14 protein-coding genes are annotated in these 15782 nt (G+C 32.1%); 10 read left to right on the top strand and 4 right to left on the bottom strand.

Annotated features, from left to right (window positions below; all coding sequences use genetic code 11):
* The first annotated feature begins 49 nt into the window (after positions 1-49).
* Positions 50-2038 carry an excinuclease ABC subunit UvrB gene (gene uvrB / locus Q4517_RS03160; RefSeq protein ID WP_303506145.1) on the top strand — a complete coding sequence of 663 codons (1989 nt, stop codon included), beginning with the start codon at positions 50-52 and terminating at the stop codon, positions 2036-2038.
* 32 nt (positions 2039-2070) lie between these two features.
* Complete coding sequence (locus Q4517_RS03155) at positions 2071-2694, top strand: hypothetical protein (protein WP_303506143.1); 624 nt, start codon at positions 2071-2073, stop codon at positions 2692-2694.
* Positions 2695-2789: 95 nt separating this feature from the next.
* Here the strand turns inward: Q4517_RS03155 and sucC are convergent, their stop codons facing one another.
* On the bottom strand, positions 2790-3986 hold the full coding sequence (sucC, locus tag Q4517_RS03150; RefSeq protein WP_303506141.1) for an ADP-forming succinate--CoA ligase subunit beta: 1197 nt from the start codon (positions 3984-3986) through the stop codon (positions 2790-2792).
* Positions 3987-4228: 242 nt separating this feature from the next.
* On the opposite strand from sucC, the gene Q4517_RS03145 reads away from it, so the two are divergent.
* The 6 genes from Q4517_RS03145 (at position 4229) to Q4517_RS03120 (ending at position 9865) form a co-directional block, all read left to right on the top strand.
* On the top strand, positions 4229-6763 hold the full coding sequence (locus Q4517_RS03145; RefSeq protein WP_303506139.1) for a DUF5916 domain-containing protein: 2535 nt from the start codon (positions 4229-4231) through the stop codon (positions 6761-6763).
* An 89-nt stretch (positions 6764-6852) separates the two neighbouring features.
* On the top strand, positions 6853-7515 hold the full coding sequence (locus tag Q4517_RS03140; protein ID WP_303506137.1) for an ABC transporter ATP-binding protein: 663 nt from the start codon (positions 6853-6855) through the stop codon (positions 7513-7515).
* 45 nt (positions 7516-7560) lie between these two features.
* Entirely contained in the window at positions 7561-8112 is a 552-nt protein-coding gene (locus Q4517_RS03135) for a CPBP family intramembrane glutamic endopeptidase (RefSeq protein WP_303506134.1), read from the top strand.
* 1 nt (position 8113) lies between these two features.
* Complete coding sequence (locus Q4517_RS03130; protein ID WP_303506132.1) at positions 8114-8878, top strand: TIGR02757 family protein; 765 nt, start codon at positions 8114-8116, stop codon at positions 8876-8878.
* A 31-nt stretch (positions 8879-8909) separates the two neighbouring features.
* Positions 8910-9470 (top strand): PAS domain-containing protein, encoded by a 561-nt coding sequence (locus tag Q4517_RS03125; protein ID WP_303506129.1) that lies wholly within the window; start codon positions 8910-8912, stop codon positions 9468-9470.
* Between the two features lie 11 nt (positions 9471-9481).
* Positions 9482-9865: a DUF6122 family protein gene (locus Q4517_RS03120; protein WP_303506127.1), complete on the top strand. Its 384-nt coding sequence runs from the start codon at positions 9482-9484 to the stop codon at positions 9863-9865.
* On the opposite strand, the gene Q4517_RS03115 is transcribed toward Q4517_RS03120, so the two are convergent.
* Both Q4517_RS03115 and rimO read right to left on the bottom strand, forming a co-directional pair.
* Positions 9854-10603, bottom strand: a complete 750-nt coding sequence (locus Q4517_RS03115; protein WP_303506125.1) for a diphthine--ammonia ligase — start codon at positions 10601-10603, stop codon at positions 9854-9856. The two genes, Q4517_RS03120 and Q4517_RS03115, sit on opposite strands and share 12 nt — an antisense overlap.
* 99 nt (positions 10604-10702) lie before the next feature.
* Positions 10703-12055: a 30S ribosomal protein S12 methylthiotransferase RimO gene (gene rimO / locus Q4517_RS03110; RefSeq protein ID WP_303506123.1), complete on the bottom strand. Its 1353-nt coding sequence runs from the start codon at positions 12053-12055 to the stop codon at positions 10703-10705.
* 151 nt (positions 12056-12206) lie between these two features.
* Here rimO and Q4517_RS03105 point away from each other — a divergent pair, with 151 nt between their 5' ends.
* Positions 12207-12782 (top strand): Crp/Fnr family transcriptional regulator, encoded by a 576-nt coding sequence (locus tag Q4517_RS03105; RefSeq protein WP_303506121.1) that lies wholly within the window; start codon positions 12207-12209, stop codon positions 12780-12782.
* Between the two features lie 66 nt (positions 12783-12848).
* A complete protein-coding gene (locus tag Q4517_RS03100) occupies positions 12849-13952 on the top strand; it encodes an SMP-30/gluconolactonase/LRE family protein (protein WP_303506119.1) in 1104 nt (367 codons plus the stop codon).
* 97 nt (positions 13953-14049) lie between these two features.
* Here Q4517_RS03100 and Q4517_RS03095 read toward each other — a convergent pair whose 3' ends face one another.
* Entirely contained in the window at positions 14050-15696 is a 1647-nt protein-coding gene (locus tag Q4517_RS03095) for an amidase family protein (RefSeq protein ID WP_303506117.1), read from the bottom strand.
* Positions 15697-15782: the final 86 nt, after the last annotated feature.

Here is a 15782-nt window from a genome sequence, read left to right as displayed (position 1 = left end):
GTAAAAAATACGGATAGTTTTTCACATAAACTATCCGTATTTTTGTTGAATGAACTTTGAATTACACTCAGAATTTAAACCAACAGGGGATCAACCTCAAGCCATTAAACAACTTTCAAACGGAATTTTAGCCGATGAAAGATATCAAACACTTTTAGGTGTTACAGGTTCTGGTAAAACATTCTCGGTAGCCAATGTAGTAGCAGAAGTACAACGACCAACACTTGTTTTGGCTCATAACAAAACCTTGGCTGCTCAGTTGTACTCTGAGTTCAAACAGTTCTTTCCAAACAATGCTGTGGAGTATTTCGTTTCATATTATGATTACTATCAACCAGAAGCTTATATTCCTGTAACAGGAACCTACATTGAAAAAGACTTATCCATCAACGATGAGATAGAACGCTTACGAATTAGCACCTCTTCTTCCCTACTTTCAGGACGTCGAGATGTGTTAGTAGTAGCCTCAGTATCTTGTTTGTATGGTATTGGAAATCCGACTGAATTCAAAAAAAATGTTATTACTATTGAAGTTGACCAACAAATTTCTCGTACCAAATTTTTACATCGCTTAGTTACCAGTTTATATGCTCGCACAGAAGTTGAAATAAAAAGTGGAACGTTTAAGGTAAAAGGTGATGTTGTTACCATTTATCCTTCTTATGGAGATAATGGATATAGAATTCATTTTTTTGGAGATGAAATAGAAGAAATTGAAACCTTTGATATTGAAACCAACGAAGTCATTACACGTTTAGATAAACTCAATATTTATCCTGCTAACTTATTCGTAACATCTCCTGACATACTACAAAACGCCATTCATCAAATTCAGGAGGATATGGTGAAACAAGTAGATTATTTTAAAGAAATAGGAAAACATTTAGAAGCAAAACGTTTACAAGAGCGAACTGAGTTCGACTTAGAAATGATTCGTGAATTGGGGTATTGCTCAGGAATTGAGAACTATTCTCGTTATTTAGACGGACGAGAAGCAGGTACCCGGCCTTTCTGTTTGTTAGATTATTTTCCTGATGATTATCTAATGGTAATTGATGAAAGCCATGTTACCGTACCACAAGTTCACGCGATGTATGGTGGAGACAGAAGTCGTAAAGAAAACTTGGTAGAATACGGATTCCGATTACCTGCTGCAATGGATAACCGTCCACTAAAGTTTGAAGAATTTGAAGCTTTACAAAATCAAGTTATTTATGTGTCGGCAACCCCAGCTGATTATGAACTACAAAAAACCGAAGGTTTGTTTATAGAACAAGTAATTCGACCTACGGGATTGTTAGACCCAGAAATTGAAGTTCGTCCTAGCTTAAATCAAATAGATGACTTAATTGAAGAGATTCAAATCCGTGTAGAAAAAGATGAACGTACTTTGGTTACTACACTAACTAAGCGAATGGCTGAAGAATTAGCTAAATACTTAACTAGAATTCAAGTACGCTGTCGTTACATTCACTCTGATGTAGATACCTTAGAACGTGTAGAAATTATGCAAGATTTGCGTAAAGGATTATTCGATGTACTTATTGGAGTTAACCTTTTAAGGGAAGGATTAGACCTTCCAGAAGTATCGTTAGTGGCTATTTTAGATGCTGACAAAGAAGGTTTTTTACGTTCACACAGATCATTAACACAAACCGTTGGACGCGCTGCTCGTAATGTAAACGGTAGAGCGATTATGTATGCTGACAAAATTACCAACAGTATGCAACTCACCATTGACGAGACCAATCGCAGACGTGAAAAACAAATTAATTACAATACCACTCACGGAATTACTCCAACACAAATCAATAAAAAGATAGACAATACGCTATCTAAAAATGCTATTACCTCGTATCATTATGATAATGTGGCACAAAAAGCTGCTGAACAAGAGTTGGAATACCTACCTAAACAAGAAATAGAAAAACGTATTCGTACTAAACGCAAGCAAATGGAAGAAGCTGCCAAAGCTTTAGACTTTTTAGTAGCAGCACAATTACGAGATGAAATTGAGATTTTGAAAGAAAAATTGTAGTTTTATAAAAATTATATATTTTTACTAGAAAAATGCTAAAATTTTTAACTTCACTCATTATTTTTATTTCTTTGAACTCTTACGCTCAATTAAAAGATACTATTTTTCTTAATGAAGACTTTATTAAACTTACTAAGGAAACATATTTTTCAAACGAAAAAAATGAACATTTTTTTCATTTCCAAATACAAGAAGATTCAACTACAATAGCCTTAATAAAAGTTGCTAAAAGAAAACATGGAAGAATTGATATTAACACCCATAATAAAATTAAAAAATATCTTTTTTATTTGTCTGATGAAAAAATTGACTCAACAAAAACTATTATTATTAATTATTTCCCAAAACAAGACAACTGTTATATTGCAAACAACCCTTGGAGCAAAGCTAGTATTAAAAACTTTAAGCGTTTCGTTCAAGAATTAAAGAATAAAGAAAATATATCTCAGTTTTTTATTTTTAAAGACACACGTACAGTTAATAACTTTAATGATTACTTTTCTTGGTATCCAGATAAAGAATCAATCATAGAAAAAACATTTTTTAAATTCCAATATCCTTGTTACAGTTATATTATTATTAGACCTAATGGAAACTATTTTACATTTAGAGGAGAATATTATGCTCCAGAAATAATAGGTGTCCTAAACAGGTAAAGTCCTTTAAAACTTTAAACTACCTTATTTAAAACAAAAAACCTCACTATAACAGTGAGGTTTTTTTATATTCTAACTAAGAATTAAAAGGTAGTTTAAGCGTTTAAAACTTCTCCTACTTTATCGGCTGCTTCTTGGAACTCAGTAGCTGAGATAATTTCCATTCCGCTGTTGTCAATTAATTCTTTTGCTTCTTTAGCATTTGTTCCTTGTAAACGACAAATAATAGGCACATTAATTTTGTCTCCCATATTCTTATAAGCATCTACAACACCTTGAGCAACACGATCACAACGAACGATTCCTCCAAAAATGTTTACTAGGATAGCTTTTACATTAGGATCTTTTAAAATAATTCCGAAAGCAGTTTCAACACGTTGTGCATCTGCAGTACCACCAACATCTAAGAAGTTAGCTGGATCACCACCTGCTTGCTTAATTAAATCCATAGTTCCCATTGCTAAACCAGCTCCGTTTACCATACATCCAACGTTACCATCTAAATCTACATAGTTTAATCCTGCAGCTTTCGCTTCAACCTCAATAGGGTTTTCTTCACGTAAATCACGCATTGCTGCATAATCTTTATGACGGTATAATGCATTCTCATCTAACGATACTTTAGCATCTACTGCCATAATTTTATCATCAGATGTTTTTAATACTGGGTTAATTTCAAACATCGAAGAATCAGACTTGATGTATGCAGTATATAAAGCAGTAACAAATTTTACCATTTCTTTTAAAGCTCCACCGCTTAAACCTAAGTTAAAAGCAATTTTACGAGCTTGGAAAGGCAATAATCCTGTTGCAGGATCAATTTCTTCTGTAAAAATTAAATGTGGAGTTTCTTCTGCCACTGTTTCAATATCCATACCTCCTTCAGTAGAGTACATAATCATGTTTCTACCAGTAGCACGGTTTAATAAAACTGACATATAAAATTCATCTGGCTCACTATCACCAGGATAATATACATCCTCAGCAATTAACACTTGGTTAACTAACTTTCCTTCTGCTGAAGTTTGAGGAGTTACTAACATCATTCCTAAAATATCATCAGAAATGCTTTTTACTTCGTCTAAGTTTTTAGCTAACTTAACTCCACCTCCTTTTCCACGACCACCTGCGTGTACTTGAGCTTTAATTACGTGCCAACCTGTACCTGTTTCTTCTGTTAATTTCTTTGCTGCTTCAACAGCTTCTTCTGGAGTATTTGCAACAATTCCGCGTTGAATACGAACGCCAAAACTGCTTAATATTTCTTTACCTTGATATTCGTGTAAGTTCATTAGATATGAATTTTTAAAGTCGAACAAAAATACAAATTCAATTTATAATACCTTATAAATTGTACTTTAATTTATGATTAAAATCAATTTTATTCAATTTTTGTTTTTACATTTTTTTAACACTTAAACATGTAACATTCTTTTTTTTAACAGGTCTTTACTGTAATTAACGTGATTTTGTGATTTATTAACCCAAATCATAATAATTTAGCTCAACAACTAATACTATATCTCAATCAACTATGCTTAAAATTTTAGCATTTCTTACAATCTGTTTCTTCTTTATAAAAATCACAACTGCTCAAACTATTAACCAAAATAGAAAAAAACTAGACGTAGTACGTGTAGATTCACCACCAAAAATTGATGGAAAACTAGATGACACCGCTTGGCAAAATGTTCCTGTTGCTAAAGATTTTGTGATGATGCGTCCTGACAATGGAAAAGAAGAACCTAACACTCATAAAACAATAGTAAAATTGGTGTATGATGACAATGCTATTTACATCAGTGCCAAAATGTATGATCCTGATCCTTCAAAAATACCTGCTGAGTTTACCAACAGAGACAATATTGGTAATAGCGACTTCTTTTTAATAACCATTAACCCTAACGATGATGGACAAAATCCTTTTGAATTTATTGTAACCAGTTCTGGTGCGCAAGCAGACTCAAAAGTATCAAACGGAAATGAAGATTTTAACTGGAGTGCTGTATGGGATAGCGATTTTAGTATTAACGAAGACTCTTGGGTTGTGGAGATGAAGATTCCTTATAGAGCTTTACGTTTTGCCAATGTTCCTGTTCAATCATGGGGAATCAATTATCACAGAAAGGTTCTAAATTTGAATGCTCAATTTACTTGGAACCATATTGATAATCAACAAGGGAATTGGACACAATACGATGGTCTGTATAAAAACTTTAACAATATAAAACCTCCTACTCGATTAAACTTTTATCCATACGCATCGGCAACTACAACCACTAAAGATGATAATACCGTTTTTGACTGGAGCGTAGGTATGGATGTGAAATATGGAATTACTGAAAACTTTACACTAGACGCAACATTAATTCCTGATTTTAGTCAAGTAGGTTTTGACAATGTTACCTTAAACCTCGGCCCTTTCGAACAACAATTTACAGAACAACGTCAATTTTTTACAGAAGGAACCGACCTCTTTACCAAAGGTAATTTGTTTTATTCTAGAAGAGTTGGTGGAAGACCAATAGATCAATTTTCTGATGAACGAAAAGATGATGATGAATTTACTGATGGTAAAAAAGTAAATGATGAAGTTATAGATATTCCTGATAAAGTTCAAATGCTAAACGCTATAAAAATATCAGGAAGAACCAAAGGAGGTTTAGGAGTTGGCTTTTTTAATGCTATTACCGAAAAAACAGAAGCTACTGTTGAAAGAACTGAACAAACAATTAACGGGTTGGATACAATTAGCAATGTGAGTACTTATAAAACTACAGTAAATCCGTTTTCTAATTACAATATTATGGTATTAGATCAGCAGTTTAATCAAAACTCATCTGTTACCTTAATTAACACCAATGTAACTCGTGATGGACGATTTAGAGATGCTAATGTTACTGGACTTCTATGGCATGTTGAAGATAAAAAAAGTAGATACAATGTAGACGGTAGTTTTAAAATGAGTACTATCTCTGACGATGAAGACAATCCTAATACAGGTTACACTTTCGACACTAGTATAGGTAAGCAATCAGGGAATTGGCGTGGAGAAATTGGATATAATTTTGAAAACAAAGACTATAACCCTAACGACATGGGAATTCTATTTAGCAATAACGAACAAGTTATTTACGGTTTTATCGGTTACCAGCTGTTAAAACCTAAAGGACTATTCAATAATTATAGAGTTAATATTTTTTATGATGTTAACTTCTTACACAATCCAGGAACGTACGTAGGTACAAATGCTAGTTTATCTTTTGGTACTGACACAAAAGAACGATTCAGTTTTGGAGGAAATTTGAATTATAGCACAGAACGAAAAGATTTTTTTGAACCAAGACAAGGAACTACTAGTGGAGTTTATTTTAACAGACCTGAAAGACTAAATGTGAATCACTGGGGGTCTACTGATTATAGAAAAAAGTTCGCTATAGACTACGATTGGTATTATACTTTTTATAAAAACAATCCTAAAGAAGACTATGGATTCAGAATTTCTCCTAGATATCGTTTTACCAACAAGTTTTCTTTAATTTATGGTTTCAGGTATGGTAAAACAAATAACGGTCAAGGCTATGTTACAAAAATTGATGAAGATGATGTAGAAGAAAAACCTTCATTAGCTCCTTTAAAAGATCATATTATTTTCGGGCAACGAGATTGGGCTACTTATGACAATTCTTTAACTGGGAAATATACGTTTAGCACAAAATCAGCAGCGTCGTTATCGTTTAGGCATAACTGGAGTAAAGTTCCATATCAAGAAAAGTATTTTAGCTTAAATGAAGATAACGGAGAACTTACTTCAAATAATTATCAAGGAGAACACGATAAAAATTTTAATAGTTGGAACTTAGACTTAAATTATCAATGGCAATTTGCTCCTGGTAGTCAATTGATTTTTTTCTACAGAAACTCTATAAGACCTGATCATGATTTTGCCCCTGCAAATATTGATTTTAAAAACAATATCTCTAAACTCTTTGATCAAAGCATGCAGCATAGGTTTTCAGTTCGCTTGGTTTATTTTATTGATTATAACAACATCAAAAGCATAATTTAAATACACGTTTATGTATTATTTTAAATCAGGTAAGCTCTAAAGTTTATCTGATTTCTTTTTTATACATTCGTTACTTAGAAAATAACACTATGATTGTTGCTAAAAACATCCACAAACATTACGGAGAGGTAGAAATTTTAAAAGGCGTTGACCTTCATATAAAAAAAGGAGAAATTGTAGCTATTGTTGGTCCTTCTGGAGCTGGTAAAACAACCTTATTACAAATTTTAGGAACTTTAGATAAACCCTTAAAAAATCAAAACTACGAATTGTTAGTCGATGGTGTTTCTATCAAAGGTTTAAACGACACAAAAGTTTCTGCTTTCAGAAATAAACACATCGGATTCATTTTTCAATTTCATCAGTTATTACCAGAATTTACTGCCTTAGAAAATGTTTGTATTCCTGCCTTTATAGGAGGAAAAGGAAAAGCAGAAACCGAAAAAAGAGCCAAAGAATTACTAGCCTTTTTAGGATTATCACATAGAGAGAACCATAAACCTAATGAACTTTCTGGTGGAGAACAACAACGTGTAGCCGTTGCCAGAGCTTTAATTAATGAGCCTTCTGTTATTTTTGCTGACGAACCTTCAGGAAACCTTGACTCTACTTCTGCTAAAAACTTACATGAGTTATTTTTTAAACTGCGTGGTGAGTTCGGACAAACTTTTGTGTTAGTCACACACAACAAAGAGTTAGCACAAATGGCTGATAGAACACTTACCATGAAGGACGGAATTATTGTTGAATAGTGTAACTATTTGAAGTTTCTGGCTACTAATTAATAAATCAATTCTATGAAAGAAACTTTTCAAGAGCTTATCATTTATTTAAAAAACCCTGTTTTAGAAAAAGATACTAACCAGAATAGTACGTATCAATTTCAAAAATTCTTTCATCTATTGATCATAAGTATTATTACAGGTGCTGTATTGTCTCCTCTTTTTATTCTTATTCAAGAATTGGGTTGGGTAAATATGAATGAGCATGCTATGGAGGAACTACTAAAAGCACACTCTAAATGGTTTATTGCTTTTCTTGCTATTATTTTAGCCCCTTTGTTCGAAGAATTATTTTTTAGAGCTCCTATCACCTTATTTCATGGCAAAAAAACATTTAAAAAAGCCTTCTATATCTTTGCTATACTTTTTGGTTTAGTACACTTAACCAATTTTGGTATTACCACAAATGTCCTTTTATTAGCTCCAATATTAGTTGCTCCACAAACTATTTTAGGCGGCTATTTAGGATTTATTAGAGTTCGTTTTGGCTTACAATGGAGTATCTTATTACATGCTTGCTATAATGCTTTCTTTGTTTTGCTTAGTTTTGCAGGAGATTTAGTATAAAATGAACAAAACTGAACTTAAAGAATTTTTAGACGAAAAGGTTGTACGATACAACAATCCTGATTTTATTGATAGTGACCCAATTCAAATTCCACATCTATTTTCGTTGAAAGAAGATGTTGAAATTGCTGGTTTTCTAGCAGCAACTATTGCCTGGGGAAATCGTAAAATGATTATTAACAACTCCCATAAAATGATGAGTTTAATGGGAAACTCACCTTACGATTTTGTACTCAATCATACTGAAGAAGATTTAGCTAGTTTTGATGGGTTTGTCCACAGAACTTTTAATGCTGAAGATTTTAAGTTTTTTATACAGTCTTTAAAAAACATCTATCAAAACCATGGTGGATTGGAAGCTGTTTTACAACCTAAAGGTAATGCCGATAATTATCAGCATGCAATTCATCATTTTAAACAAGTTTTTTTTGAAATACTACACCAACCAAGAACTTTAAAACATGTTTCCGATCCGTTGAAAGGTTCAGCATCGAAGCGAATTAACATGTTTTTACGCTGGATGGTACGCGATAATGCTACTGGAGTCGATTTAGGTATATGGAAAAAACACTCACAGGCTAACTTGCATTTACCCTTAGATGTTCACACAGGAAATGTTGCTCGAAAACTGAGAATCCTTACTCGAAAACAGAATGACTGGAAAGCAATTCAAGAACTTGACCTAACGTTAAGAAAGTTTGATAAAAAAGACCCTGTTAAGTATGATTTTGCCTTATTTAGTTTAGGCGTTTTTGAAAAGTTTTAATTTTTCTAAAAAAAGTAGTTACTTAGTTGATATGAAAAATAGTTTTGATAAAATGATGTCTTTAGATATTTATGTGTCTAATTTGGAAAAAGAAGAGTATATTAAAATTGCTACTGACCTTGAACCTTCTTCAAAGAAAAGTGTAAACCTTTTAAGTTGGGGTATTCAAGATTTGTTTTTTGAAAAAGAGTTATATAGTGACTTAAAAATTATAAAAACGCTATCTAAAAACCTTAACTGGAAAAACAACATATCACATATTATAAAAGAAAACTATTATGAATCTTTAGTTCTTACCGATGTTAATAAAAAAATAGTTTGGGTGAGCAACGGTTTTACAAAAATGACGGGATATAAAAAAGAGTTTGCTTTAAACAAAACTCCACGTTTTTTACAAGGTGAAAAAACCAAGGAAACTACTAGAAAAAGGATTCAAACGAAACTACTAAAAGGAAAGCCTTTTAAAGATATAATTGTCAATTACAGAAAAGATAACTCTACCTATAAATGTGAATTACACATTATTCCACTGCATAACAATAACAGCTCAAAGGTCACACATTTTTTAGCTTTAGAAAAAGAAGTAGTTTAATCTTAAAATAAATGCAAGCATTTATTCATTATTTTTTACATTTTGGTTTTCCCATAATCATAGCCTATCTATTTTTTAGAAATAACTGGAAAAGAATTGCTCTAATTTTGCTTGCTACTATGTTAGTAGATCTAGATCATTTATTTGCTAACCCAATATTTGATTCTAACCGATGTAGTTTCGGGTTTCACATACTTCACTCTTATTATGCTATTGGAATCTATATTGTTTTACTCTTTTTAAAAAGACCTTATAATATTATAGGTTTAGGATTATTGCTGCACATGCTAACCGATTTTATCGATTGTTTATTTATGTACAACGCTTGTAATTCTTGCTTAGAAAATGCCCCAGCAAAAAGTTTATTAGAACCAATAAGCAAATTACTTTTTTAACAGTAAATCACAGTACCAAAAACTTCTATCATAGTTTTTAGTAGCTTTTTTTTCTGATTTCTTTGAATCCTGATAACAGTTGTCATCATCGTTTTTATGCAAAGTATACGATTTCAACACCTTCTCTCCTATTTCAAAGGCTACAGGTTTCTTAAAAATAGGTCCATCATAACAAAAAGTATGAAACTCACCATTTTCTCCGCAAACATCTACTCCCTCAGGAAGCTCATTTATAAAATCATCATCAATAACCCTACCTACAAACTCTTCTCCCAACAATTTTGCATTGACACAAACGGTAATTGTTTTAAAACCTAAACTCAGAAATTCACGTAATAACTCCTTAGTATCTTGCTTCCATAGCGGATATACTCCTGTAATTCCTACTTCTTGTAATTTTGAATCACGATACGCTCTTAAATCTTCCAAGAAAATATCACCAAAAATGCCATTTACAAGACCTACATCTTTTAGCTCAGCAGTTTTCTCTTTCACTCTCTCATTATACAAATCCATCGTAACCTCAGCAGGAAAGTAAATTTTTTCTAATGGAATACCAATACTTTCAGCTTGTGCATCTAGTAAATCTTCATGCAACCCATGCATTGAAACACGTTGGTAATCTTGATTTACATTCGTAATCAATTTTTGCACATCGTATTCCTTTTGTTGCAATATTTTGTATAATGCTAATGAAGAGTCTTTACCTGAACTCCAATTAAAATAGGCTTTTTTCATGTGACAAATATGCATAAAAAAATCCTGCAATAGCAGGATTCATTTTTATTTCGTTTTCAGTAAGATTCCTCTCTTCATTCTGAATGACATTTGTGAAAATTACTTTCTCTTTTGATTTAAGGGAACTGGTCTTTCTTGTTTTACTACAGGTTTTCCATGTAAATCAAAATCTCCTGCTTCAAAAATTTCAATATCAATAAATTCTCCTAATTTGATATAATGTTCACGTGCATCAACAATTACATCATTATCTACATCAGGTGAATCAAACTCGGTACGTCCGTAGTAATATCCACCATCTTTTCTATCAAATAAACATTTAAAAGTCTTTCCTATTTTTTCCTGATTTAATTCCCAAGAAATTTGCGATTGCACTTCCATGATTTCATTCACACGTCTAAACTTAACATCAGCAGGCACATCATCTTCTAAAACATATGCACCTGTGTTTTCTTCGTGTGAATATTCAAAAGCTCCTAAACGTTCAAAACGCATTTCTTCTACCCAATCTTTTAATTCTTGAAATTGCTCTTCAGTTTCTCCAGGGTATCCAACAATCAATGTCGTACGAATTGCCATATTTGGTACTGCTTCACGGAATTTATGAATCAACGCAGTGGTTTTTTCATGCGTTGTACCACGCTTCATTGACTTTAAAATCTCGGTGTTGATATGCTGCAGCGGAATATCTAAATAATTACAAACCTTTGGCTCATTTTTCATTACTTCTAACACGTCCATTGGGAAACCTGTTGGAAAGGCATAATGCAAACGAATCCATTCTATTCCATCAACTTTCGCCAACGCTTGCAGTAAATCTGCCAACGCACGTTTTTTATAAATATCTAATCCGTAATAGGTTAAATCTTGTGCGATTAGCATGATTTCTTTAATTCCTTTTTCAGCCAACTTCGTAGCTTCTGTAACCAAATCTTCAATTGGGGTAGAAACATGCTTACCACGCATTAACGGAATAGCACAAAACGAACACGGACGATCGCAACCTTCAGCTATTTTTAAATAGGCATAATGTTGCGGAGTCGTTGTTAAACGCTCACCGATTAACTCATGCTTATAATCTGCTTCTAAAACTTTAAGCAAGTTAGGTAAATCGTGAGTACCAAAATACTGATCTACATTGGTAATTTCAGCTTCTAAATCTGGTTTATAACGCTCACTTAAACAACCAGTAACAAATACTTTATCTACTTCACCTGCTTCTTTACGTTGCGCATAATGTAAAATAGTATCTACACTTTCTTCTTTAGCTTTACCTATAAAGCCACATGTATTAATTACTACAATATTACCATCGTCATTTTCATCTTCATGAACCACGTCTTTACCATTGGCTTTTAACTGTCCCATTAACACTTCACTATCGTAAACGTTTTTAGAACAACCTAAGGTAACTACATTGATTTTGTTTTGTTTTATTGTTTTGGTACGCATATCAAAATTTTGGGGTACAAAGATACGTTTTAATTGATCTTTTTTTACTTTAAACCCTTAAAAATTAGTTTGATTCTTAGGATTGTTTTAGATAACTTCGCTATCAGTGAATTTCATCTCTTTAAAAACTACACTAATCACTATTTACGTAATGAATGAACTAAAAAGATTGTTGCACGATTTAATCGGACTCTCAGAAGATGAATTTCAAACGTTTCACAATCAATTAGAAAAAAAAGAATATAAAGCTAAATCCTTATTAATTGAGGAAGGAAAAACAGTAAAAGATTTATACTTTGTCGAATCTGGACTCTTTAGAACATTTAAAAACATAGAAGATAAAGAATTCACTACCTATTTTGCTTGTGATAAGCATTTTATAACAGTTTTTGATAGCTTTATATACCAAACTCCTTCTTCTGAATTTTTAGAAGCCATTGAAGATAGTGTAGTTTATAAGATATCTTTTGATAATTTGACTCAATTATATAAAGAGTATCCTAATTTTGAAAAGTTTGGACGTGTTTTAGCTGAGAGAAATCACCTTTGCGCCCAACAAAGAACATTAACAATGCAAACAAAATCAGCCAAGAAAAAGTACTTAGATTTTATAAAAGATTACGATAAAAAAATTGTTTTAAAAGCTCCTCAATACCAAATAGCTAGTTTTCTTGGTATAGCTCCTGAGTCGCTTAGTAGAATTAGAAAAGAGGTTGTCATTTCCTAACATTTATCAAGATAAAAATAGTTTATCATTATTTTCTTTGTCTTTATAAATCATAAAATAAATACAATGAAAACAGTATCGATAGTAAAATATACTATACTCTTAATCTTGCTCATTTTTATAGCTAGTGTTTCGTTTAAATCATGTTCAATAAATCCAGAAGCTTGGTCTCCTCCTACACCACCAAAACTGGAAGGCGTACTTCTTGAAAATAACCTGCTAAGTTCAACCCAGCACATCAATTTAGATGGCTGGTACGGTCCAGAAGATATTGCTGTGGATAATCAAGGAAATTTATATTGTGGGGTGCACATTTCAGAAACAGATTTTTCAGATGGTAGAGTTTTAAAAATTGATACTTCTGGAAAAGTCTCTGTGTTTTGTAATACAGAATCTTGGGTAGCAGGATTACATTTTGATAGCAATCAAAATCTAATTGCTTGCGATTTAGAAAGAGGTTTAATCAGTGTTGATAAAAACGGAAAAATCACAACCTTAGCTAGTGAAGATGAACACGGAAACAAATTTTTGATTCCCAATGATGTTGACATTGCTTCTGATGGAACTATTTATTTTACCAATACTTCTTCTAAAATCCCTTTTAGCAGAACACATATTTGGAAACTATTAATGGAAGCGAAACCAGATGGAGGTCTTTATAGCTACAACCCGAAAACCAAACAAGTAAAAACACTTATAGAAGGCACCTATTTTGGAAACGGTGTTGCGGTTTCTCAAAATGAAGACTTTGTTTTAATGGTAGATTTAGCTAAATATAGAATTCTTAGATACTGGTTAAAAGGCAGTAATAAAGGAACAACAGATATTTTTTTAGACAATCTCCCTGGTTTCCCTAATGGAGTCTCTAGGAGAGCCGATGGTAGTTTTTGGCTTGGTTATTCTACTAAAAGAGATCCTTCTTTAGATGGAATACACTCTAAACCTCTTGTAAAAAAATTAGTTTATGGTCTTCCGCTTTTTTTACAACCCAAAGTAGCTCGCTATGGAATGATTATGCATTTGAGTGCTGATGGAGAAATATTAAAAACGTATTATGACACCACTGGTAAAGTTGTATCAGAAGCAAGTTCTGTTGAAGAACATGATGGTTATCTTTATCTCGGTGGGGATGTATCTGGTCATATTGGAAAATACAAATTGGAGAATTAAAATTGGAGAATTAAAATTCTTCAGAAAAATAAATAGCACAAAAACTCCCATTTAGGGAGTTTTTGTGCTATTTATTTTTCTTGATAATCTATTTTTATTATTTATAATTAACAGGTATTTTTCTTGCTTTCGTTAGTTGTTCAAATGCATACCCTAATTGTAATAGGTCTTTTTCGGTAAAGGGTTTTCCTATAAAAGTCAAACTAATTGGTTCTCCTGACTCTTTATACCCCATAGGAACTGTTAAAGTTGGATATTTTGCTACAGCAGCAATACCTGAATGATAATTGTTTATTGATACAATAGCATCTAAATTTTGTTCTATTAAGTCTTTTAAAAACTTTTTCCCGTTAAAACTTAAGCTATCTTTTATTACTTCTAATTGAGTTAAGTTAGTAGTATCCTTTACTATTCCTTCAAATAATTGTTGTCCATACGGTGCTCTTTTAATTGAATCCTTTTTATTGAATACTACTACATCTTCTATATCTTTTATTGTTAGTTTTTTATTTCCATAAATAGATAGATACTTAGATAAATCGTGTTTCATATCTATATTTAACAGTATTAAAAATCCATCAAACGATATTTCAGGTGGTGTTAACTCAATAATTTCTGCACCAGTTTCTTGTAGTTTTTTTATATTTTCTTTGTAAATAGAATCTGTTAAAATAGGTTTTAACACTCCTATTCTTTTTCCTTTCATTGTGTAGTTTTCTTTAAGCAATTCTTTAGAATTAAAACCTTCAGTTTTTAAAGAGGAACTATCTTCATTATCTTTCCCTAACATTGCTTCAAATAAAATAGCGTTATCCACAATACTTTTCGTCATCGGACCAGGCGTATCTAGTGTGCTTGAAATTGGAACAATTCCTGAGCGACTTAAAACGCCAATTGTTGGTTTTAATCCAACTACTGAGTTTTGACTTGATGGAGAAGTTATTGATCCTGCTGTTTCTGTCCCTACAGCTACCACTGCATAATTTGCCGCAACTGATACTCCACTTCCTGAACTAGAACCCCCAGTTTCAAAAATTTTTCTTTTATAAGGATTTAAGGTTTGTCCTCCTGTAGCGCTGTAACCTAGTGGACAGTCTTCACAAAAGAAATATGCCCATTCACTTAAATTCACTTTCCCTAAAATCAAAGCACCAGCTTCTTTTAGCTTTTTAACAATAAAAGCATCTTTATCAATTGAATTGTTTTGCAAGGCTACAGCTCCTGCAGTAGTTATCATTCCTTTTGCATCAATATTATCTTTTATTAAAATAGGGATTCCATTCAAAGAGAATTCTCTAACTTTTTTTGATTCTTTATCTTTTGCTCTTGCTGCTTCTAATACCTTTGGATTTAGGGATATTATTGCGTTTAAATACTTTGTACTATCACTTTCAAACTTTCGAATTCTATACAAATAAAACAGAGTTAATTTTTCGTAGCTAAGTTTCTTTTCTGCAATGCTCTTTTGAATAGACGGAATATCTTTTTCTAACACCAATGGTTTTAATTCATTATACTGCTCTTCAGAAAAATTTGATAATTCCTTTTCAAAAGGTGTAAACTCTTTATTCAAGTCTAAAAATTTAGACTGAAGTACTTGAAACTGCATTCTCTTTTTCTCGTGTTCCTGTTGCTTTTCTATTTCAGAAGATTCATCGTATTTCTTAAAATGCACCTTTGCTGGTGTTTGCTTACATGCGCTGATTAATAGAATTGTTATTAATAAAAAAACTGCTTTTCTCATTTACCAAGTATCTGATAATCAAATGTAATTATAAAAATTGAAAAGCTTCTTTTAGGATAACAAAACTACCCTTCAGTCTAAATTCT

The organism is Tenacibaculum sp. 1_MG-2023, from assembly GCF_030547425.1.
GTDB lineage: Bacteria > Bacteroidota > Bacteroidia > Flavobacteriales > Flavobacteriaceae > Polaribacter.
Note: the sequence above shows the minus strand (reverse complement) of the source record. Positions and strands in the feature narration are given on the sequence as shown.